This is a genomic window from Rhizobium lentis (genome assembly GCF_014200175.1).
Classification (GTDB): domain Bacteria; phylum Pseudomonadota; class Alphaproteobacteria; order Rhizobiales; family Rhizobiaceae; genus Rhizobium; species Rhizobium mulingense.
Genome location: NZ_JACHBD010000012.1, coordinates 173,744 through 195,079, shown reverse-complemented (window position 1 = coordinate 195,079; position 21,336 = coordinate 173,744). Strand labels below are relative to the sequence as shown.

The 21,336-nt window shown below is 61.2% G+C and carries 19 protein-coding genes; 17 read left to right on the top strand and 2 right to left on the bottom strand.

From position 1 onward, the window contains the following. Window positions 1-88: 88 nt before the first annotated feature. The 17 genes from GGI60_RS25825 to GGI60_RS25745 all read left to right on the top strand — a co-directional run bounded on the left by GGI60_RS25825 (window position 89) and on the right by GGI60_RS25745 (window position 18,328). Entirely contained in the window at window positions 89-1,375 is a 1,287-nt protein-coding gene (locus tag GGI60_RS25825) for an ABC transporter substrate-binding protein (protein ID WP_183919097.1), read from the top strand. Between the two features lie 6 nt (window positions 1,376-1,381). After that, a complete protein-coding gene (locus GGI60_RS25820; RefSeq protein WP_183919098.1) occupies window positions 1,382-2,341 on the top strand; it encodes a carbohydrate ABC transporter permease in 960 nt (319 codons plus the stop codon). After that, a complete protein-coding gene (locus GGI60_RS25815; RefSeq protein WP_183919100.1) occupies window positions 2,334-3,221 on the top strand; it encodes a carbohydrate ABC transporter permease in 888 nt (295 codons plus the stop codon). The genes GGI60_RS25820 and GGI60_RS25815 overlap by 8 nt, the downstream gene beginning before the upstream one ends. Next, window positions 3,221-4,318, top strand: a complete 1,098-nt coding sequence (locus GGI60_RS25810) for a Gfo/Idh/MocA family protein (protein WP_183919101.1) — start codon at window positions 3,221-3,223, stop codon at window positions 4,316-4,318. The genes GGI60_RS25815 and GGI60_RS25810 overlap by 1 nt, the downstream gene beginning before the upstream one ends. Window positions 4,319-4,348: 30 nt before the next feature. Beyond that, on the top strand, window positions 4,349-5,425 hold the full coding sequence (locus tag GGI60_RS25805) for an ABC transporter ATP-binding protein (RefSeq protein ID WP_183919102.1): 1,077 nt from the start codon (window positions 4,349-4,351) through the stop codon (window positions 5,423-5,425). Between the two features lie 99 nt (window positions 5,426-5,524). Continuing rightward, entirely contained in the window at window positions 5,525-6,400 is an 876-nt protein-coding gene (locus GGI60_RS25800) for a phosphotransferase (protein WP_183919103.1), read from the top strand. Beyond that, window positions 6,401-8,851: an FAD-dependent oxidoreductase gene (locus tag GGI60_RS25795; protein WP_183919104.1), complete on the top strand. Its 2,451-nt coding sequence runs from the start codon at window positions 6,401-6,403 to the stop codon at window positions 8,849-8,851. Window positions 8,852-8,952: 101 nt separating this feature from the next. Next, window positions 8,953-9,882, top strand: coding sequence for a LysR family transcriptional regulator (locus tag GGI60_RS25790; protein ID WP_183919105.1), 930 nt, complete (start codon window positions 8,953-8,955; stop codon window positions 9,880-9,882). Window positions 9,883-10,116: 234 nt separating this feature from the next. Further along, the gene (locus GGI60_RS25785) at window positions 10,117-10,944 is read left to right on the top strand and encodes a shikimate dehydrogenase (RefSeq protein ID WP_183919106.1); all 828 of its coding nucleotides are present in this window, start codon (window positions 10,117-10,119) and stop codon (window positions 10,942-10,944) included. Window positions 10,945-11,030: 86 nt separating this feature from the next. Then, the gene (locus GGI60_RS25780; protein ID WP_183919107.1) at window positions 11,031-12,161 is read left to right on the top strand and encodes an ABC transporter substrate-binding protein; all 1,131 of its coding nucleotides are present in this window, start codon (window positions 11,031-11,033) and stop codon (window positions 12,159-12,161) included. 58 nt (window positions 12,162-12,219) lie between these two features. Beyond that, entirely contained in the window at window positions 12,220-13,098 is an 879-nt protein-coding gene (locus GGI60_RS25775; RefSeq protein WP_183919108.1) for a branched-chain amino acid ABC transporter permease, read from the top strand. Further along, window positions 13,098-14,084: a branched-chain amino acid ABC transporter permease gene (locus GGI60_RS25770; RefSeq protein ID WP_183919109.1), complete on the top strand. Its 987-nt coding sequence runs from the start codon at window positions 13,098-13,100 to the stop codon at window positions 14,082-14,084. The genes GGI60_RS25775 and GGI60_RS25770 overlap by 1 nt, the downstream gene beginning before the upstream one ends. Continuing rightward, entirely contained in the window at window positions 14,081-14,827 is a 747-nt protein-coding gene (locus GGI60_RS25765; protein WP_183919110.1) for an ABC transporter ATP-binding protein, read from the top strand. Before GGI60_RS25770 ends, GGI60_RS25765 begins: the two co-directional genes overlap by 4 nt. Before the next feature lie 2 nt (window positions 14,828-14,829). Continuing rightward, window positions 14,830-15,558: an ABC transporter ATP-binding protein gene (locus GGI60_RS25760; protein WP_183919111.1), complete on the top strand. Its 729-nt coding sequence runs from the start codon at window positions 14,830-14,832 to the stop codon at window positions 15,556-15,558. Then, complete coding sequence (locus tag GGI60_RS32530) at window positions 15,548-15,853, top strand: SMP-30/gluconolactonase/LRE family protein (protein ID WP_183919112.1); 306 nt, start codon at window positions 15,548-15,550, stop codon at window positions 15,851-15,853. The genes GGI60_RS25760 and GGI60_RS32530 overlap by 11 nt, the downstream gene beginning before the upstream one ends. After that, window positions 15,762-16,418 carry an SMP-30/gluconolactonase/LRE family protein gene (locus GGI60_RS25750; RefSeq protein ID WP_183919113.1) on the top strand — a complete coding sequence of 219 codons (657 nt, stop codon included), beginning with the start codon at window positions 15,762-15,764 and terminating at the stop codon, window positions 16,416-16,418. Before GGI60_RS32530 ends, GGI60_RS25750 begins: the two co-directional genes overlap by 92 nt. Before the next feature lie 20 nt (window positions 16,419-16,438). After that, window positions 16,439-18,328 carry a bifunctional sugar phosphate isomerase/epimerase/4-hydroxyphenylpyruvate dioxygenase family protein gene (locus tag GGI60_RS25745; protein ID WP_183919114.1) on the top strand — a complete coding sequence of 630 codons (1,890 nt, stop codon included), beginning with the start codon at window positions 16,439-16,441 and terminating at the stop codon, window positions 18,326-18,328. A gap of 76 nt (window positions 18,329-18,404) precedes the next feature. Here the strand turns inward: GGI60_RS25745 and GGI60_RS25740 are convergent, their stop codons facing one another. Both GGI60_RS25740 and uxaC read right to left on the bottom strand, forming a co-directional pair. After that, a complete protein-coding gene (locus tag GGI60_RS25740; protein WP_183919115.1) occupies window positions 18,405-19,862 on the bottom strand; it encodes a mannitol dehydrogenase family protein in 1,458 nt (485 codons plus the stop codon). Continuing rightward, complete coding sequence (uxaC, locus tag GGI60_RS25735) at window positions 19,859-21,274, bottom strand: glucuronate isomerase (protein WP_183919116.1); 1,416 nt, start codon at window positions 21,272-21,274, stop codon at window positions 19,859-19,861. The genes GGI60_RS25740 and uxaC overlap by 4 nt, the downstream gene beginning before the upstream one ends. Between the last annotated feature and the right edge of the window lie 62 nt (window positions 21,275-21,336).

Here is a 21,336-nt window from a genome sequence, read left to right as displayed (position 1 = left end):
TGCTCGTAGCTTGTAACCAATTAGTTATTTGCGCAAGCAAAACTGGTTTGGAAGCGTGTGGAGGCGCTTCCCTTTGGAGGAGGAAAAAATGACCCTGCGTGTAAACAGACGTAATTTCGTGGCCGGAGGCGCAGCACTTCTGTCGCTCTCAGCGCTCGGCACCAGCGCCTTGGCCCAGGAAACGCGCCTGCGTCTCCTGTGGTGGGGCTCGCAACCGCGCGCCGACCGCACCAACAAGGTGTCGCAGCTCTATCAGACCAAGAATCCCGGCACGTCGATCACCGGCGAGTTCCTCGGCTGGGGCGACTACTGGCCGCGCCTTGCGACCCAGGTCGCGGGCCGCAACGCGCCCGACGTCATCCAGATGGACTATCGTTATATCGTCCAATATGCACGGCGTGGCGCGCTGGCCCCGCTCGAATCCTATATGCCGGCCAAGCTCAACCTCGACGATTTCGACAAGGCCCAGATCGAAGGCGGCAGCGTCGACGGCCATCTCTATGGCGTCAGCCTCGGCGCCAATTCCGCCGCGACGGTGCTAAACACAACCGCCTTCAAGGAGGCCGGCGTCGATCTGCCGACGCAGGCGACCACCTGGGATGAATTCGCCCGCATGGGTACGGAGATCACGAAGGCCGGTAAGCGCAAGGGCATGTTCGGTATAGCCGACGGCAGCGGCGCTGAACCGCTGTTCGAGAACTGGCTGCGTCAACGCGGCAAGGCCCTCTATACCGCCGACGGCAAGATCGGTTTCGGTGTGGAGGATGCATCGGAATGGTACGACATGTGGGCCAAGTTCCGTGAGGCGGGCGCCTGCGTTCCCGCCGATATCCAGGCTCTCGACAAGAATGATATCGAGACCAACACCGTGTCGCTCGGCAAATCGGCCGCCGGTTTTGCCCACTCCAACCAGTTCGTCGCCTATCAGGCAATGAACAAGGATAAACTGGCGCTCACCAACTACATGCGCATCAAGCCGGATTCGAAGGGCGGTCACTATCGTAAGCCTTCGATGTTCTTCTCGGTATCGGCCCAGTCGAAAGCGATCGACCTAGCCGTGGACTACGTCAATTTCTTCGTCAAGAATCCTGAAGCAGTGCTGCTCTTGGATGTCGAACGCGGCATTCCTGAATCGGCCGCCATGCGCGAGGTCGTCGCGGCGAAGCTCGATGAGAACGGCAAGGTGGCATTGGCCTATGTCAGCGGTCTCGGTGATCTCGCCGGCAAATTGCCGCCGCCGCCCCCGGCCGGTGCTGGTGAAGGCGAGCTGATGCTGCGAAACATTGCCGAGCAGGTCGGTTTCGGACAGCTGTCTCCCGCCGACGGCGGCAAACAGCTTGTCACTGAAATTACGCAGATTCTCGCACGAGGCTGATCCCGTATGAGCAATGCGATGCGCACGCCCGCAGGGGCCATAAATGTGGAAAGATATCAGGGGGCCGTGGCCGAAGGACGCTTCCGGCGTCTTTGGAATGCCAATGCCCCCGGCTATCTCTTCCTTCTGCCATGGCTCATCGGCTTTTTCGGGCTGACGCTCGGGCCGGCCCTGATTTCGCTCTACCTCTCCTTCACCGACTTCGACATGCTCCAGTCGCCGCGATGGGTGGGAATTGCGAATTACGTGCGCATCGCCACGGCGGATCCGAAATTCTCGGCCGCCATGCATGTCACCCTGACCTATGTTGTCTTCTCGGTGCCGTTCAAACTGACCTTTGCTTTGCTGGTCGCCATGGCGCTGAACCGCGGCCTGCGCGGGCTGACCTTCTATCGCGCCATCTTTTACTTGCCCTCATTGCTGGGCGGCAGCGTGGCGATCGCCGTTCTCTGGCGCCAGCTCTTCGCCAGCGATGGCCTCGTCAATGCTGCACTTGCCCAGATCGGCATCGAGGGGCCGAGCTGGATCTCGCATCCGAATTATTCGATCTATACCCTGGTGGCGCTCTCGGTCTGGCAGTTCGGTTCGCCGATGATCATCTTCCTCGCCGGCCTGCGCCAGATCCCGCAGGATATGTATGAGGCGGCGAGCCTCGACGGCGCCTCTAAATTCCGGCAATTCTACAAGATCACGCTGCCGCTTCTGACGCCGGTAATCTTCTTCAACGCCGTCGTGCAGACGATAGAAGCCTTCAAGGCCTTCACGCCGGCCTTCATCATATCAGGCGGCACGGGCGGGCCGATCAATTCGACGCTGTTCTACACGCTCTACCTCTATCAGGAAGCCTTCGGCAATTTCCGCATGGGCTACGCCTCGGCGCTCGCCTGGATCCTGGTGGTGATCATCGCGATCTTCACCGCCTTCTCCTTCCTGACCTCACGTTATTGGGTGCATTACGATGACTGAGACCACCGCCTCCGTCACTGCGGCCAGGCCGACATCGGACATCACCAAACGCAGCCTGCCGGCGTCGCTCGTCATCCACGCCCTGCTGATCGCCGCTTCGCTTCTGATGCTCTATCCGCTGTTGTGGATGGTCTCGGCATCGGTCAGGCCCGAAAACGAGATATTCTCGTCGACGTCGCTCATACCATCGTCGATCGATTTCTCCTCCTATGCGCGCGGCTGGGTGGGCCTCGATGTCAGCTTCGGTCGGTTCTTCTGGAATTCGCTTGTCATCTCGCTGCTGGTGGTGACCGGCAATGTCATCGCCTGTTCGCTGACTGCCTTCGCCTTTGCCAGGCTGCGTTTTGCCGGCCGCAATTTCTGGTTTGCGATCATGCTCGGCACGCTGATGATCCCCTATCACGTGACGCTGATCCCGCAATATGTGCTCTTCCTCAACCTCGGTTGGGTGAACACCATCCTGCCGCTCGTCGTTCCGAAGTTCCTGGCAAGCGACGCCTTCTTCATCTTCCTGATGGTGCAGTTCTTCCGCGGCATCCCGCGCGAACTCGACGAAGCTGCGATGATGGATGGCTGCAGCGCCTGGCGCATCTACTGGAAGATCATGCTGCCGCTGTCGCTGCCGGTCTTGGCGACAGCAGCCATCTTCTCCTTCATCTGGACCTGGGACGATTTCTTCGGACCGCTGATCTACCTGAACGACATGAACACCTATACGATCCAGCTCGGCCTGCGCACCTTCGTCGATTCCACCAGCGCCTCGGATTGGGGCGGTCTCTTCGCCATGTCGACCCTGACGCTCGTGCCGGTCTTCTTCTTCTTCCTGTTCTTCCAGCGCCTGCTGATCGAGGGCATCGCCACGACGGGCATGAAACGCTGATGGCGGTAGTGGAAAAGAGTGACACGAGCATCAAGACCGTCGCGATCGTCGGCTGCGGCATCGGCCGCTCGCATATCGTCGAGGGCTATCTGCCGCATTCCGACAAGTTCAAGGTGGCAGCGATCTGTGATCTGAACGAAGAACGCTTGGCAGCGGTCGGCGACGAGTTCGGCATCGAGCGCCGCACGACCTCTTTCGAGGAGCTGCTCGCCGATGACACGATCGACGTCATCGATATCTGCACCCCGCCCGGCATCCATCTGGAACAGGTGGTCGCGGCACTCGCCGCCGGCAAGCATGTCGTTTGCGAAAAGCCGCTGACCGGCTCGCTTGCCGCCGTCGATACGATCATGGAAGCGGAAAAGAGTGCCAAAGGCGTGCTGATGCCGATCTTCCAGTATCGATACGGCGACGGTATCCAGAAGGCCAAACGGATCATCGACGCCGGCATTGCCGGCAAAGCCTATACGGCTTCGGTCGAAACCTTCTGGCTGCGCAAACCGGAATATTACGCCGTGCCCTGGCGCGGCAAATGGGCGACGGAACTCGGCGGCGTGCTCGTTACCCATGCGCTGCATCTGCACGACATGATGATGCATCTTATGGGCCCGGCGGCAAGGGTTTTCGGCCGCGTCGCGACCCGCGTCAACGATATTGAGGTTGAAGATTGCGCCTCCGCCAGCCTGCTGATGGAAAGCGGCGCCTTCGTCTCGCTCTCCTGCACGCTCGGCTCGCAGGAGCAGATCAGCCGGCTGAGGCTGCATTTCGAGAACGTCACCTTCGAAAGCACGCACGAACCCTACACGCCGGGCAAGGATCCCTGGAAAATCATCGCCGCCAATGATGACGTCAGGGAAAAGATCGACCGTGTGGTCGGCGACTGGCAGCCGGTCGCACCGCGGTTCACCACCCAGATGGGCCAGTTCCACGCCTTCCTGAGCGGCAATGGGCCGCTGCCGGTGACAACTCAGGATGCGCGCCGCGCCCTCGAACTTGTCACCGCCATCTACCAATCTTCCGACAGCGGTGCTGAAGTGCCGCTGCCGGTCGGTCCCGACAGTCCGAAATACGCCGACTGGCGCGCAAGAACGAAGTAACCGACAAATAAACGAGAGGGTTTTGAGAAGATGGCAACCAGTGTCGTTCTTCAGAAGGTCGAGAAGCGCTACGGCGCGATGGATGTGATCCACGGCATCGACCTCACGATCGATCCCGGCGAATTCGTCGTTTTTGTCGGTCCCTCCGGCTGCGGAAAATCCACCTTACTGCGCATGATCGCCGGTCTCGAAGAGATATCAGGCGGGGCGCTGCTGCTCGACAGCGAGCGCATGAACGAGGTGGCGCCGGCCAAGCGCGGCATCGCCATGGTCTTCCAGTCCTATGCCCTCTATCCGCATATGTCGGTCTACAAGAACCTAGCCTTCGGCCTGGAGACGGCGGGTTACAAGAAGGCCGATATCCAGCCGAAGGTCAAACGCGCCGCCGAGATCCTGCAGATCGAAAAGCTCCTGGAGCGTAAGCCGAAGGCGCTCTCCGGCGGCCAGCGCCAGCGCGTCGCCATCGGTCGCGCCATCGTCCGCGAGCCACGCATCTTCCTGTTCGACGAGCCGCTGTCGAATCTCGATGCCGAACTGCGCGTCCAGATGCGCGTCGAGATCTCCCGCCTGCACCGGCAGCTCGGCAACACCATGATCTACGTCACCCATGACCAGGTCGAAGCGATGACGATGGCCGACAAGATCGTCGTCTTGAACTCCGGCCGCATCGAGCAGGTCGGTGCGCCGCTCGATCTCTACAACAACCCGGCCAACCGCTTCGTCGGCGGCTTTATCGGCAGCCCGAAGATGAACTTTCTGCAGGCCCGCATTGAAGAGGTCGGTGAAGCCGAAACCAGCATCCATGTCTGCGGCAATTCCGTCCGCTTGCCGCGTCGGCTGAAAGGCGAGGTCGGTGAGACCGTCACCTTCGGCATCCGCCCCGAGCACCTATCCCTCACGCAGGGCGCCATCACGCTCTCGACCGTTAATGTCGATCTCGTCGAAAATCTCGGCGGCGCCACCATGCTGTACACCACGACGCCGGATGGCCAGTTGCTGACGGTCGCGCTCGACGGTCAGCAGAAGGTCGAGCCCGGCGCCAATGTGAAGGCTCTCTTCGATCCGGCCCGCTGCCACGTCTTCGACGCCGCCGGCAAAACGATCTGACCTAAAGCGCCCTTTGCGCGTCCGGAAGGACGCGCGCGACTGCTTGACAGCCTATCCTGCTCTGCCCCATCATTTTGCCAGCGCCGCAAGGGGGATAGCATGACGCCTGAAGATAGGATTCATGCGCTTGGCATCTGGCAGGGTCCGATTGAAATTTCGCCGATACCTGGCGGCATCACCAACAGGAACTATCTGGTCAGCGATGCCGTCGCGCGCTGCGTGGTGAGACTCGGCACCGATATTCCGATCCACCACATCCTCAGGCAGAACGAGCTTGCCGCAAGCCTTGCGGCGCACGCTGCCGGCCTGTCGCCGGCCGTCATCCACCATTCGCCCGGCGTGCTGGTGCTCGACTATATCGAGGCGCGGGCGCTGTCGCCCGAGGATGTCAGGACGCCGGAAATGCTGGCCCGGATCGTGCCGCTGGTGCGCGCCTGCCACCATGAAATCGCACGGCATTTCCGCGGCCCGGCGATGATCTTCTGGGTCTTCCATGTCATCCGCGACTACGCCGCCAGCCTAAAGGAGTCGGGCAGCCTCCACCTCCCACTGCTGCCGGCGTTGATCGCCAAGGCCGAGACGCTGGAAGAGGCGGCAGCGCCTTTCGAGATCACCTTCGGCCATAACGATCTGCTGGCCGCAAACTTTCTCGATGACGGCAAGCGGCTCTGGCTGATCGACTGGGACTATGCCGGCTTCAACACGCCGCTGTTTGACCTCGGCGGATTGGCCTCCAACAACGAGTTCTCGCAAGCCGCCGAGCAGATGATGCTCGAGACCTATTTCGACCGGTCGCTGACCGATGAGCTCAGCCGCCGCTACGGCGCGATGAAATGCGCCTCGCTGCTGCGCGAGACGCTGTGGAGCATGATTTCGGAAATCCATTCCACCATCCAGTTCGACTATGCCGCCTATACCGCCGAAAATCTCGGGCGTTTCGAGCGCGCCTATCAAGCCTTTGAACAGGAACGATAAATGACGAAACAATTACCGAAGACGGCAAAAGCCGTGGTCATCGGCGGCGGCATTATCGGCTGCTCGACGGCCTATCATCTCGGCAAGCTCGGCTGGACCGATACGGTTTTGCTCGAACGCAAGAAGCTGACCTCCGGCACCACGTTCCATGCCGCCGGCCTCGTCGGCCAGCTGCGCAGCAGCGCCAACATCACCCAACTGCTCGGCTACTCCGTCGATCTCTACAAGCGGCTGGAAGAGGAAACCGGCCTCGGCACCGGCTGGAAGATGAATGGCGGCCTGCGTCTTGCCTGTAACGAGGAGCGCTGGACCGAGGTTCGCCGCCAGGCGACCACGGCCCAGTCCTTCGGCCTCGAAATGCAGTTGCTGACGCCGCAGGAGGCCTTCGACCTCTGGCCGCTGATGACAACAGACGATCTCATCGGCGCCGCCTTTCTGCCGACTGACGGCCAGGCCAATCCCTCCGACATCACCCAGGCGCTGGCGAAGGGCGCCCGCATGGCGGGCGTTTCGATCTTCGAAGATGCCGAGGTTCTCGACCTCGAAATCGACAAGGGCAAGATCCGCGCCGTCGTCACGGCTGAAGGCCGCATCGAATGCGAGCGCGTCATCGTCTGCGCCGGCCAATGGACGCGCGCCTTCGCAGCCCGCTTCGGCGTCAACGTGCCGCTGGTCTCGGTCGAGCATCAATATATCATCACCGAATCCTTCGGTGTGCCCTCCAACCTGCCGACGCTGCGCGATCCCGATCGCCTGACCTATTACAAGGAGGAGGTCGGCGGCATCGTCATGGGCGGCTATGAGCCGAACCCCATTGCCTGGGCGGAGAAAGGCATCCCCGAAGGATTCCACTACACGCTGCTGGACAGCAATTTCGAGCATTTCGAGCAGATCATGGAACAGGCGCTCGGCCGCGTTCCGGCGCTGGAGAATGTTGGCGTCAAACAGCTGCTGAACGGCCCGGAAAGTTTTACGCCGGATGGCAATTTCATTCTCGGCGAAGCACCGGAGCTGAAGAATTTCTTCGTCGGCGCTGGTTTCAACGCCTTCGGCATCGCCTCGGCCGGCGGCGCCGGCATGGCGCTCGCCGAATGGGTGACGAAGGGCGAGCCGCCCTACGATCTCTGGCCGGTCGATATCCGCCGTTTCGGCCGCCCGCATTTCGATACCGACTGGGTGCGCACCCGCACGCTGGAAGCCTATGGCAAACACTACACCATGGCCTGGCCTTTCGAGGAGCATTCGAGCGGCCGCCCTTGCCGCAAATCGCCGCTCTATGACCGGCTGAAGGCGCAGGGCGCCTGTTTCGGCGAAAAGCTCGGCTGGGAGCGGCCGAACTGGTTTGCCGATCTCTTCGCCAATGAGGAGCCGAAGGACGTCTACAGTTATAACAGGCAGAACTGGTTCGACGCCGTCGGCCGCGAGCACAAGGCGGTGCGCGAGGCGGCCGTCATCTTCGATCAGACCTCCTTCGCCAAATTCGTGCTGAAGGGCAGGGATGCCGAGGCGGCACTCTCCTGGATCGCCGCCAATGATGTCGCAAGGCCCATGGGATCGCTCATCTATACCCAGATGCTGAACGACAAGGGCGGCATCGAATGCGACCTGACCGTCGCCCGGATCGCCGAGAACGAATATTACATCGTCACCGGCACCGGTTTCGCCACCCACGACTTCAACTGGATCGCACGCAATATTCCGGCGGAGATGCATGCCGAACTGGTCGACGTCACCTCGGCGTATTCCGTGCTGTCGCTGATGGGACCGAATGCACGCGCCGTGCTGGAAAAGGTCACCGGCAGCGACGTCTCGAATGCCGCCTTCCCCTTCGGCCACGTCAGAACCATCGGCATATCGGGCTGCCCCGTGCGGGCCTTGCGCATCACCTATGTCGGCGAACTCGGCTACGAACTGCATGTTCCCATTGAATATGCGACCACGGTCTATGACGTATTGATGGCTGCTGGCGGCGAGTTCGGCCTTGTCAATGCCGGCTACCGCGCCATCGAGAGCTGCCGCCTGGAAAAGGGCTATCGCGCCTGGGGCTCCGATATCGGCCCCGACCACACGCCGGTTGAAGCCGGCCTCGGCTGGGCGGTGAAGATCAGGAAGAACATTCCCTTCAGCGGCCGCGAGGCGATCGAGCGGCAGCTTGCCGACGGCGTCAAGAAGCGCCTCGCCTGCTTCGTTCCCGACGATCCCGATATCGTGCTGCTCGGCCGCGAAACCATCTATCGCAACGGCAAGCGCGTCGGCTGGCTGTCGAGCGGCGGCTTTGGCTACACGCTGGGAAAACCGATCGGCTACGGCTATGTCCGCAATCCCGACGGCGTCACGGAGGATTTCGTCCTGTCCGGCAGCTATGAGCTGGATGTCGCCAGGGAACGCATCCCCTGCCGGGTGTCGCTGGCGCCGCTCTACGATCCCGACATGGTGCGCATCAAAGCGTAGTGATTGCCCAACACGCCGTCTGCCCAAACTTGCATTGCGCGCGGCTTCCCTGCTAATGCATTGTCGACACATGCGTCTGAGCGCGTGTCGTTTGGCTGGTGATGCTTACGCTAAGACAGATTGAGGTCATACGCGCCATCATGGTGACCGGCAGCATCGCAGGCGCTGCGCGGTTGCTTAACGTTTCGGCGCCCGGCCTCAGCCGGCTCATGAAATATACAGAAGATTCCCTCGGTATCCGGCTCTTCGACAGGCGCGCCGGCCGCTACGTGCCCACGTCGCAGGCGCGCAATATTTTCGACCTGCTCGATACCGTGCATCGCAAGATCGACGATCTCCAATCGGCCGTAGCCGGGCTCGGGCGAGGGCAGAGCCAGGAGCTCTGCATCGCTTCCGTGCCGAGCATCGCCAACGTAATGGTTCCCCGCGCCATCGCCAAGCTGCGGCAACGCTTTCCGGCTCTCGGGCTCGACGTCAACATTCTCAAGATCGAGGAGGCGATCGATTACCTGCTCCTCGGACGCGGCGAACTGGTCGCCATCTCGTCCCGCTTCGATCACCCCCTTATCGAATTCGAGCCTCTGGCGAGTGGCAGGTTGTTGTGCATCGTCCCGGAGACGAGCCCGCTGGCGACCCGGGACAAGATCACGCCCCAGGAAATGTCTGGCTATCCGTTGATCGGGATCGACCCAAAAGACCCGTACGGCGCGATTATGGCGGCCATGTTCACCAACAGCGGCGTCGCCTATCAAATGAACATCAAGGCTCGTTTCGGCACGACGGTTTGCAGCCTGGTGGCGGCGGGCCTGGGCATCGCGATTATTGACGAGTTCACCGTGGCGCATGGCGTCGTTCGCGGATTGAAAGGCATCGAAATCGATGCCGACAGTATTTTCCATACCTACATCGCCTATCGCAAGGATTTGCCTCTATCCGCCTATGCCGAGCACTTTCGGCAGCTTCTCCGTCATGAAATGCAAGGCGCAAGTTCGCTGAAGCCCGCCGATAAGGCGTCGAAGCGGAAAAAATAGCATTTTTCATTCTGATCGCCGGCAGAGAGCCTGCAGCCCGATGCCAGGGCCGCGAGTGCGTTCGGCGCGATAACCATTAACATGATGTTACGGAAGACTATGAAAATGATACTCGATATTACGGCCTTTGATCGCTACGCTTCTGTGAAGATTGACTGAGGTCGAGCGCTATCGGCCGCACAAAGCAAGTGCGGGAAGATGTTCCAGCTCCCTTGCTATGAAACGAGACGGCACATGGCGGGAATTATTCCTTCTGGAAATACGAGGCTCTTCGTCGTGGTGGGCGACCCCATCGCGCAGGTGCGCTCGCCGGACGTCATCACGCGGCTTTTGGCCGATCGGAACGAAGATGCCGTTGTTGTGCCGATGCATGTGGCTTCTCCTGATCTGTCCGGCGTTTTTCACGCGCTGCGGGCGGTTTCCAATATCGGCGGAATCCTCGTCACCGTTCCGCACAAGCAAGAGGCATTCGGCCTTTGCGCGACGACATCGGATCGCGCGACCTTCGTCGAGGCGGTCAATGTCGTGCGCCGAACGGCCGACGGCTGGCACGGCGACAATACCGACGGAGTTGGATATCTGGACGGAATGGAGAAGGAAGGTTTCGCCGTCGCCGGCCGCAGATGCTTGCTGGTGGGGTGTGGAGGCGCGGGTTCGGCGATCGCCCTCGAAATCATGAGGCGCGGAGCGGAAATCCTTGCGATCCACGATATCGACATCGAGCGGCGCGACGCTATTATCGAAAGGCTCGACGGGCTTTATCCCGGACGGGTCGTCGCGGCAGATGCGAACCCGGCAGGCTATGATCTCGTCGCCAACGCCACCCCGCTCGGAATGCGGCCGAATGATCCCTTGCCGATCGACGTATCCAAACTGGAAGCCTGGCAATTCGTTGCCTGCGTCGTCACCAAGCCGGAAGTTCCGCCGCTGATCCAGGAAGCGCGCCGGCGCGGCTGCCGGACTATGACGGGTGCCGGGATGTTTGACGCGCAAGCCCTTGTCCTTGTGGACTTTCTGTCGATGCGACCGCCGGAACGGGAAGTGCGCTTGAAAAGTGGCTAGCTTTCGTCTCCTGCTGATGGGAGGGCCGGGGCGCTCAAGGAGACGGCGCCGCAAAAGCCGGTCTGATTTTTTATTGGGAGGATAGTATGTACCGCAAGAATCTGCTCGCAATCTCAACCGCTCTCTTCGCCGGATTCGCCCATGCCGAAGACACGGTCAAGCTCGGCATGGTGGCCGAACTTTCCGGCGCCGGCGCCCCCTCCGGAACCAATTGGCGCGACGGGATCAAGATCGCGGTGGAGGAAATCAACGCCGAAGGCGGGATTCTCGGCAAGAAAATCGAACTTGGCGAATATGACACGCAGACCGATCCGCAGGTCTCGCGCGCCCTTGTCCAGAAGGCGATCGATGAAGGCGCCTATGCGATCCTCGGCACGATTTATTCCGGCTCGACGATGGTCAATATGCTCGTCGCGCAGCAGAACAGCACGCCGCAATTCGTCGGTTCGGAATCTCCGAGCATCGTCCAGAAAGGAAACCCCTTCGTTTTCCGGACCTCCTCCGGTTCCCAGAAGGGCATCCCCGCGCTGACCAGCTACTTCACCGGGACCATTAAGGCCAAGAAGGTCGCCGTCGCCTGGGTGAACAATGAGTTCGGCAAGGGAGGCCATGACGTCTTCACCCAGGAAATGAAGAAGGCCGGCATCGAGATCATCGCCGACGTGCCGTCCGAGCAAGGTCAGGCCGACTATGCAGCCGATGTCGCCAAGCTGAAGCAGGCCGGCCCCGATGCCGTTTTCGTCTATATGAATCAGGAGGAGTCCGCTCGCTTCCTGATCGAGGCCAAGAAGCAATCCCTGCCCATGCCGCTCATTGGCGAAGTCACCCTGACCGAGGCCAAGGTGGTCGAACTGGCGGGGAGCGCGGCGGATGGCGCCATCGCCCATGTCGGTCTGACCGCGAGCGCGACGGACGTTCCAGGCATCGGCGCCTTCGACAAGAAGTTCGAAGAGATCTTCAAGCGCAAGCCGACGCATGACGCCATCAAGGGCTATATCGGCGCCTGGACGACGAAATACGTCACGGAGATGGTCGGCGAACTCGATGGAGAGGCCTTCGCCGAAAAAATGCATGGGTTGTGCCTGAAGGCCGCGGACTACCCGAAGATCCTTCTCGACACATGCTGGGATGAACACGGGGAAATGTCGCGCCCGAGCTTCATGGTCCAGGTGAAGAATGGCTCGCCGGTCGTGATCGGAACTGTTCCGTCCAACTGATCATCCCCTGCTCTGCCGCGGCCGCTTCGGCTGCCGCGGCCATCGAGAGAGTGGCACAATGTCTCAATTCCTACAGGTCCTACTGTCCGGTCTGGCGACTGGTTCCATCTACGCGCTCGTCGCCATCGGCTTCACCCTCGTCTGGCAGGCGGCGCAGACGGTGAACTTCGCCCAGGGCGAGTTCGTCATGCTGCCGGCATTTTTCGCGCTTGCCTGCATGAGCATTCTGGGCATGCCCTTCTGGGTTGCGCTGCTGGCCGGGCTCATTCTATCGGTCGTCATTCTTGGCGTTCTCTTCAAGAAGCTCATGGTCGAACCGATCCTTCCCCATGGCGGGATAACTCTGATCATCGCGACCATGGCGCTTGGAATTCTTCTGAAGGAGAGCGTCAAGGAATTCTATTCGGCTGAAGCCCAGCCTTTTCCCGCGATGTTTCCGAATGATCCGATCGACGTCTTCGGCGCTGTCCTTTCGATGCAGGACATCTTCAATCTCGTGCTCTGCCTCGGCATCGTGGTGCTGCTGACCTTGTTCCTGAACCGCACGCGCACCGGGCGCTCTATGCAGGCCACCGCGCAAAATCCCGCAGTCGCGGAAATCCTCGGCGTCAACGTCAAGCGGATGATCCTTTACACGTTCCTGATCAACGCAGCGCTTGCCGCTCTCGCATCCTATCTGATCACTCCCGTTTATCTCGCCAAGTTCTCCAACGGCGAAACGCTCGGCCTGATCGCTTTCATCGCGGCAATCGTCGGCGGCTTCAACCAGATCCGCGGCGCATTGGTGGGCGGCCTGCTGATCGGCGTTCTCGACAACCTGACCGCTGCCTACGTCACGGCCCAGTATCGCGCGGCACTCCCCCTGGTCCTCCTGATCGTCATCATCCTCGTCAGGCCGCAGGGCATCATGGGAACGTCCGAAGGGAGGACCGTCTGATGACGAAGAGTTCCAACATACGTATTCTCATCATTCTCGGGCTGCTCGTGCTCGCTGTCGTCGCCCCGATTGGTCAAAAGAACTACATCATCTACGTTCTGACCTCCTGGCTGATCTTTACGATCGCGGCCATGGGACTGAACCTGACGCTGGGCTATGCCGGCCAGATATCGCTCGCGCAGGCCTCGTTCATGGCGATCGGGGCCTATATTACGGCGCTACTGACACTCGCAGGCTGGCATTGGATTGTCGCGATGCCGCTTGCTCTGTTTGCATGCTTCGTCATCGGGCTGCTCCTCGGCTATCCGGCGCTGCGTGTCAAAGGCCACTTCCTCGCCTTTGTGACGCTGGCCTTCAACACGCTCGTCTTCCTTGTGCTGAGAAACGAGGATTGGCTGACTGGCGGAAGCATCGGCCTCGTCGGCATGCCGCGTCCTGACTTCGGCCTGTTCTCGACGATGAAGCAGTTGCCTTTCTACTATTTCACACTTGCCGTCACAGCATTTGCGGCGCTTGCGATGTGGGGGATCGTCCGGTCGCCGTGGGGCCGCGCCTTCAAGGCGTTGCGCGAAAACCCGGTCCGGGCTGAAAGCCTCGGTGTCGATACGCGGCGCATCACCCTTCTCGCCTTTGCCATCGGCTCGACATATGGCGGACTTGCCGGCACCCTCATCACGCCTCTCGTCCAATTCATCGAGCCCGGTTCCTTCGCGCTCGCCCATTCCCTTCGCATCCTGTTGATGGTGATCGTCGGTGGCGCGGGCTATTTCTTCGGTCCGTGGGTCGGAGCCGGCGTCGTCATTCTGCTGCCCGAGGTCCTGCGCTTCACCCAAGGATATTATCTCATCATCTATTCGGCGCTGGTCATCGTCATGCTGATCTTCGTGCCGTCGGGGCTGATCGGCGTCGGCGCCAGAATCCGTGACAAAATCTGGCCGAAGCAGCAGGTCCGCGCAGATTTGGCGGAAGGAGCCAGCCTGAAATGAACACGCCCATCCTCTCCGTTCGCAACATTGGCAAGAGCTTCGGCGGAATCCGCGCCGTCGATGGCGTTTCCTTCGAGGTCCACAAAGGTGAGATCCTCGGCCTGATCGGTCCCAACGGCTCAGGCAAGTCGACGCTCTTCAACTGCATCCTCGGCCAGCTGACGCCGGATGCCGGCGAGGTGACGGTCAACGGCAAAAACGTCTCCGGCATGCGCGCCTCCGATCTCAACAAGCTCGGCGTCGGGCGAACCTTTCAGCAGCTTTCGGTCTTTCCGAAAATGTCGGTACTCGACAACGTCATTCTTGCCGGGCAGGAGCATCACGGCACGATGCTGTCGCGTCTCTTCGGGCCCGGCGACGCCGGTTTGATGGCCGAAGCGGAGCGCATGATCGCTTTCTTTCGTCTCGGCCATCTGCGCGATACGCTGGCGGGTTCTCTCTCTTACGGCCAGCAAAAGCTGGTCGACGCGGCCATGGCCTTCATGGCCGGCCCGAGTCTCGTTCTGCTTGACGAGCCGGCGGGCGGCGTCAACCTGACGATGCTCGCCAACCTCAAGGACCGGCTTGTCGCCTACAATGCCGAGCACGGCACGACGTTCGTCGTTATCGAACACAACATGGAGTTCGTAATGAGCCTGTGCTCCCGCATCATTGTACTGGCGGAAGGCAACATCATTGCGGAAGGCACGCCGGACGAAATCCGGTCGAACCAGACCGTGATCGACGCCTATCTTGGAGGCTGAGAATGCTCGAGCTCAAAAACATCCATGGTGGCTACGGCAAGATCACCATCTTGAACGGCGTGTCCTTTTCGATCCCGAAAGCTTCGATCACCACGGTCATCGGGCCGAATGGCGCCGGCAAATCGACCGTCTTCAAGGCTATCTTCGGTCTCCTGAACATCCATTCCGGTCAAATCTTGCTCGATGGCAAGGATGTGACCCGACAAACGCCGCGGCAGATGATCGGGCATGGCGTCACCTATGTTCCGCAAGGCCGCAACGTCGTTCCGCAACTCTCCGTCTATCACAATCTGGAACTTGGCGGCATCACCGCAAGCGACCAGGCGAATGTGCGCAAGCGGATCGATATGGTGATGGACCAGTTCCCGATGCTGCGTAAATTCAGCGACCGCAAGGCGATCGAACTGTCGGGCGGACAACAGAAGCAGCTGGAGGTGGCGCGCGCCCTGTTACTCGACCCCAAGCTGATTCTGATCGACGAGCCTTCGATCGGCCTGTCGCCCAATCTCGTGCAGGAGGTTTTTCAGACCCTGATCAGACTGCGCGACCAAGGTGTCACCATCCTGATGGTGGAGCAGAACGCCAAGTCGGCTCTCGCCATGTCCGACTACGGCCTCGTTCTCGAGCTCGGCCAGACGCGTATGCACGACAAGGCTTCTGCTTTGCTTTCCGATCCGCGGGTCGGGCAGCTCTTCCTCGGCGGTCATATCGAGGTCGAACATGCGCATTGAGGCGCTCGACTGCGCCCCTGCCAGACTGGGAGAATCCCCGGTCTGGTGCGGACGCAGCCGGCGACTATGGTGGGTCGACGTCCTTGCTTCGGCATTATGGAGCTACGATCCGAAGGACGGAACGATCGCCGCGCATAAGGTGGCAGCGCGGCGCATCGGTTCGCTGGCATTGCGCAAGGCGGGCGGATGGCTGCTCGCCTGCGATGACGGATTGCACATTTACGATCCGGAAACGAAGAAGCAGCGCTTCCTCACCGATCCGGAACCTGGGGCGACCGGGCCACCGGAAGAATGACGGCCGTGCGGATTGGGCCGGCAATTTCTGGATTGGTACCCTGCGGGAGAGCGACTCTGCCCCGGTCGGTGCGATTTACCGAATCTCGCCGGATCTCGTGGCAGCCACGTTCGTCGATGGTCTTGCCATTCCGAATGCGCTGGCATTCGATCACGAACGCAGGCGGCTCTACTTCGCCGATACGCGTGCCTACACGATCTGGGCATGCGATTATGATGCCGAGAAAGGCGATGTTGGAGACCCGCGAATTTTCGCGACCACGACCGCCCCGGCCCGTCCGGACGGAAGCTGCATCGACGCCGAAGGCTTTGTCTGGAACGCCGAATACGCAGGCAGCCGTCTCGTGCGCTATGACCCGGAGGGCGGGATCGATCGGACGATAGATCTGCCTGTTAGCTATCCGACCTGCTGCTGCTTCGGCGGCGAAAATCTTGACCAGCTCTATGTGACCTCGGCAAGCGAGCCGCTTTCGCCGGCCGAAAGACAAGCTGAGCCATTTGCCGGCCGGGTGCTGGCGCTCGATCCCGGCCTTCGAGGCAGACCGGAATTTCTCACCGCCTTATAGGCAATGCCAGGAGCAGAGCGATGAAGACTTCGATTGCGACGGTATCGATCAGCGGAGAGCTCCCCGAGAAGCTGGATGCGATCGCCAAAGCCGGCTTCGATGGCGTGGAAATCTTCGAGAATGATTTTCTGGCTTTCGACGGCAGGCCGGCGGATGTCGGCAGGATGGTGCGCGACCGCGGGCTCGAAATCACGCTGTTTCAGCCATTCCGCGATTTCGAGGGCATGCCCGAACCATTGCGTGGTCGCGCTTTTGATCGTGCTGAACGTAAATTCGATGTGATGCAGGAACTGGGCACAGATCTCATCCTGGTTTGCTCGAATGCTTCGTCCGCCTCGCTCGGCGGCATTGATCGGGCGGCGGCGGATTTTCACGCGCTCGGTGAGCGGGCTGCCAAGCGCGGCCTGAAGATCGGCTATGAGGCGCTCGCGTGGGGGCGGCATATCAATGACCATCGGGACGCATGGGAAATCGTGCGCAGGGCCGATCATCCGAATGTCGGTCTGATCCTCGACAGTTTCCATGCCCTGTCACGAAAGATCGACATCAACTCGATCCGTTCGATCCCGAAAGACAAGATCTTTATCGTACAGCTTGCCGATGCGCCGCTGATCGACATGGACCTTCTCTACTGGAGCCGGCATTTCCGCAACATGCCGGGTGAAGGCGACCTTCCGGTAGCGGCTTTTGCCGCCGCTGTCGCCGAGACCGGCTATGATGGTTATTTCTCGCTCGAAATATTCAACGATCAGTTCCGCGGAGGGTCGTCCCGTCTGATTGCCGCCGATGGCCACCGCTCGCTGATTTATCTGGGCGATCAGGTGCGGCGTATGCCGAATACTCGGAGCTTTTCCGCCAAGACGATGCCCGATCGAGCGATCGTCAAAGGAATAGGCTTCGTGGAGTTCTCGGCCGACGAAGAGGAAGCGGCGGAACTCGTCGGCATCCTGCGGACCCTGGGCTTCCGGAAGGAGGCCGTTCATCGAACAAAAAATGTCACGCTCTACCGCCAGGGAGACATCCGTCTTATCGTCAATGCCGATAGCGCGGGCTTTGCCGGTGCGTCCTTCGCGGTGCATGGGACGACGGCCTATGCCATCGCCCTGTTGGTCGACGATGCTGGCAAAGCTTTCGAGAGAGCCATGGCGCTCGACGCCGAGCCTTTCAGCCAAGCCGTCGGCGTCGGCGAGGTTGAAATTCCGGCAATCCGGGGTGTGGGTGGCGGGCTGATTTACCTGATAGACGACAAGAGTGATCTCGGCCGTTTTTCGGAGATCGACTTTCTGCCGGTCGAAGACGATGCGCGGATCGCTCCCGCTCATCTCTCGCATGTCGACCATATAGCTCAGACGGTCGCCTACGACGAAATGCCCACTTGGCTGCTGTTCTACGCCTCGATCTTCGAGGCGCGGAAGACGCCCGTGTTCGACATCATCGATCCCGCCGGCGTGGTGCGCAGCCAGGTGTTGGAAAATGCGTCCGGCTCGCTGCGGATCACGCTGAACGGAGCAGAGAACCGGCGCACACTCGCGGGGCACTTCATTGCCGAAACATTCGGCTCGGGCGTGCAGCATCTGGCTTTCCACACCGATGATATTTTTGCCGCCGCGGCCAGCCTGCGGCAGAACGGCTTCAAGCCGCTGGCTATTTCCCCCAATTACTACGATGACGCGGAGGCGAGGTTCGGTCTGGAAGCGGCGTTGAGCGACCGGTTGAGGGCAGAAAACATTTTGTACGACCGGGACGAGTTCGGCGAATATTTCCAGCTCTACAGCCCGACCTTCGGCGAAGGCTTCTTCTTCGAGATCGTCGAACGCCGGGGATATAAGGGTTATGGCGCCGCCAACGCGATCTTCCGGATAGCCGCCTTGAAAAAGCATCTAAGGCCGGAAGGCATGCCCAAAAATTGAAGCAGCGGAGCAATCCGCTGCATCTCCTCCTCGGCATCCGCGACCGGCCATCCGATGTCGATCGGATATGTGCCTCTCAAAACAGCGGCAGCCGATCGTCCTGGATCAGGATCTCCAGCTTGTCCGAGACATCCTGCGTCCAAGCCCGGTGTCCGGTCAAAGCGGTCGGGAAAAGTCCGGGCAAGGTGAACAGCGCCGCCGAAATCGCCGGACCGGTGCGCGGGACATCGGCGATCAACGCCGCGATCTCCGCGGCACGGGGATCGCGCAATTCGTAGCGCTCGCCATTGCCGCGTTCGCCGATCGCATAGCGCATCCATGCCGCAACGGCGATCGCATAGGTCTCCGCCCTGTCGCCGTGCGCCAGCGCCTCGCATGCCGGTTCCAGCAGCCGCTGCGGCAGTTTCTGGGTGCCGTCCATGGCGATCTGATAGGTGCGGTGGGCGATCGCCTTGTTTGCAAAGCGCGCTATCAATTCCTTGGCATAGTCGTCGAGATCGATGCCGGGGACCGGATCGAGCGTTCTCGCCGCCGCGTGCATGTGGCGATAGGCAAGTGCGGCCAGCGCGTCATCGTCCATCACGTCGCGGATGAATTCATAGCCGCCGATATAACCGAGATAGGCGAGCAGCGAATGGGCGCCGTTCAACATCCGGAGCTTCATCTTCTCATAGGCCGAGACGTCTTCGACCATCAGCGCGCCGCGCACCTTTTCCCAGGCCGGCCGGCCATTGGCGAAATGGTCTTCGATGACCCATTGGGTAAAGGGTTCCGTCTCGATCGCCGCCATATCCGTGCGGCCGGTCAGCCGCTCGGCATCGGCATAGGTCGCCTCGGTGCTGGCCGGCGTGATGCGGTCGACCATCGTCGACGGGAAGGGCACGTTGGCTTCGATCCAGCGATGCAGATCGGCATCGATGCGGGAGGTGAATTCGAGCACCAGGCGTTTCAGCACCGCGCCGTTGCTCGGCAGGTTGTCGCAGCTGAGCGGCGTAAAGGCTGCGATCCCCTTTTGCCGGCGGCGTGCAAGACCTTCGACGAGATAGCCGATGACACCGCGCGGCGCATGCCGGTTGGCGAGGTCGGCGACGATATCGGGATGTTTGAGATCGAGGCCGCCGGTTGCCGGGTCGAAACCATAGGCCTTTTCCGTCACCGTCATGCTGACGATACGGATATCAGGATCTTCGAGCCGCGCCAGCAGGCCGGCCGGATCGCGCGGCGCCACATGCGCCTTCAGGATCGAGCCGATCACCTCAGCCGTCGTGCCCGAGGTATCGCGGATCAGCGTCGTATAGAGCCCGTTCTGGGCACTCAGATTGTCGGCGACATCGGGCGTGCGCAGGCTTGCCACCTCGATGCCCCAGTCGCCGCCTGCAGCGGCGAGCGCACCATCCGTAAACGGCGCGAAATGCGCGCGGAAGAAGGCGCCGGGTCCCAGATGCAGGATGCCGCTTTGCAGCCGGCTGCGGTCATAGGCGGGAAGCTTCGCCGTCGGGGCGAGGCCGGAAAGGGTCTGCAGTCGTTCGCTCACAGCTTATAGGCCTTCTTCGCATTGCCATAGGAAAGTTCGCTTGCCACGATCTCCGCGTCCGTCTTGGAAAGCCGGTGCTCGGCGACAAGCCCAGCGAGGAAGCGGCAGACTTCGCGGCGCCAGACATCGTGCCGCGCCGGGATCGAAAGCAGCGCGCGCGTATCGTCGTTGAAGCCGGCCATGTTGGCAAAACCTGCCGTTTCCACGACCTGGTCGAGATAGCGCCGGATGCCGAGCGGGCTGTCGTGGAACCACCAGGGCGGGCCGATCATCAGGCAGGGCCAATGGCCGGCCATCGGCGCCAGCTCGCGCGCATAGGTCGTCTCGTCGAGGGTGAAGAGCAGCACGCGCAGCCCTGGCGCATGGCCATATTTGGAAAGCAGTGCATTGAGGCCGCTGACCCAGTCGGTGGGCGTCGGGATATCGGCGCCCATGTTCGGGCCGCGGGTCGCAAACAGCCCACTGTCGGTGTTGCGCCGCGAGCCGGCGTGGATCTGCATCACCATGCCGTCTTCGGCCGAAAGCCCGGCCATCTCGGTCATCATCTGGCCCCGGAAGAGTTCGGCATCCTGAGGCGAAAGCGGACCCTTCAGCGCCTTGTCGAGCAGCGCCTGCTTTTCGGCAAGCGGCAGATCGGCGGTGAAGGCGGTCGGCACGCCGTGATCGGTCGCGGTGGCGCCGAACTGACGGAAATAAGCGCGGCGGCGCCGGTGCGCCTCGATCAGCCCGTCCCAGCGTGTCACGTCAGTGCCGGTGATCTCTCCGAACTTGACGAGATTGTCGCGGAAACCGACGGCGTCGGGATCGGTGACGCTGTCCGGCCGGTAGGTGGTCCGGACTTTGCCGATCCAGCCGTCCGCGGCCATCTTCTGGTGATGTGCCAGCGGGTCGAGCGCGCCCTCGGTCGTCGCGATCGTTTCGATGCCGAATCGCTGATGCAGCGCCCGCGGCCGGAATTCCGGCAGGGCGAGCTGGGCATTGATGTGGTCGTAGAGCGAATCGGCATTGTCAGGTGTCAGCGGCTCGGTGCAGCCAAGTACGGCCGACATGGCGTGATCGACCCAGAGGCTGGATGGCGTTCCGCGGAAGAGATGATAATGCTTGGCAAAGCTCCGCCAGATCGCGCGGCCTGCAGCCACCGGCTTGCCGTCGAGGCGCGGCACGCCGAGTTGGTCCAAGGGAACGCCGACGCTGTGCAGCATGCGGAAGAGATAATGATCGGGGATGACGAGCAGCGAGGCCGCGTCTTCGAAGGGCTTGTCGTCGGCGAACCAGGACGGTTCGGTATGCCCGTGCGGGCTGACGATCGGAAGATTGCGCACCGTCTCATAGAGGTCTCGCGCAATGGTCCGTGTTGCCGGGTCGGCCGGAAAGAGCCGGTCCGGATGAAGAAAGCCGTTTCCTGCATCCATCAGTATTCCTCCCTGATGGATAAGGGCCTACCCCACAACATCAGGCGCGGCAAGGTCTTTTA

Coding starts and splice junctions, on each gene's coding strand:
- GGI60_RS25790 (WP_183919105.1), top strand. CDS start 8,953: ATGCTTACGCTAAGACAGATTGAGGTCATACGCGCCATCATGGTGACC.
- GGI60_RS25780 (WP_183919107.1), top strand. CDS start 11,031: ATGTACCGCAAGAATCTGCTCGCAATCTCAACCGCTCTCTTCGCCGGA.
- uxaC (WP_183919116.1), bottom strand. CDS start 21,274: ATGGATGCAGGAAACGGCTTTCTTCATCCGGACCGGCTCTTTCCGGCC.
- GGI60_RS25745 (WP_183919114.1), top strand. CDS start 16,439: ATGAAGACTTCGATTGCGACGGTATCGATCAGCGGAGAGCTCCCCGAG.
- GGI60_RS25795 (WP_183919104.1), top strand. CDS start 6,401: ATGACGAAACAATTACCGAAGACGGCAAAAGCCGTGGTCATCGGCGGC.
- GGI60_RS25765 (WP_183919110.1), top strand. CDS start 14,081: ATGAACACGCCCATCCTCTCCGTTCGCAACATTGGCAAGAGCTTCGGC.
- GGI60_RS25750 (WP_183919113.1), top strand. CDS start 15,762: ATGACGGATTGCACATTTACGATCCGGAAACGAAGAAGCAGCGCTTCC.
- GGI60_RS25810 (WP_183919101.1), top strand. CDS start 3,221: ATGGCGGTAGTGGAAAAGAGTGACACGAGCATCAAGACCGTCGCGATC.
- GGI60_RS25805 (WP_183919102.1), top strand. CDS start 4,349: ATGGCAACCAGTGTCGTTCTTCAGAAGGTCGAGAAGCGCTACGGCGCG.
- GGI60_RS25820 (WP_183919098.1), top strand. CDS start 1,382: ATGAGCAATGCGATGCGCACGCCCGCAGGGGCCATAAATGTGGAAAGA.
- GGI60_RS25800 (WP_183919103.1), top strand. CDS start 5,525: ATGACGCCTGAAGATAGGATTCATGCGCTTGGCATCTGGCAGGGTCCG.
- GGI60_RS25785 (WP_183919106.1), top strand. CDS start 10,117: ATGGCGGGAATTATTCCTTCTGGAAATACGAGGCTCTTCGTCGTGGTG.
- GGI60_RS25825 (WP_183919097.1), top strand. CDS start 89: ATGACCCTGCGTGTAAACAGACGTAATTTCGTGGCCGGAGGCGCAGCA.
- GGI60_RS25775 (WP_183919108.1), top strand. CDS start 12,220: ATGTCTCAATTCCTACAGGTCCTACTGTCCGGTCTGGCGACTGGTTCC.
- GGI60_RS25770 (WP_183919109.1), top strand. CDS start 13,098: ATGACGAAGAGTTCCAACATACGTATTCTCATCATTCTCGGGCTGCTC.
- GGI60_RS25815 (WP_183919100.1), top strand. CDS start 2,334: ATGACTGAGACCACCGCCTCCGTCACTGCGGCCAGGCCGACATCGGAC.
- GGI60_RS32530 (WP_183919112.1), top strand. CDS start 15,548: ATGCGCATTGAGGCGCTCGACTGCGCCCCTGCCAGACTGGGAGAATCC.
- GGI60_RS25760 (WP_183919111.1), top strand. CDS start 14,830: ATGCTCGAGCTCAAAAACATCCATGGTGGCTACGGCAAGATCACCATC.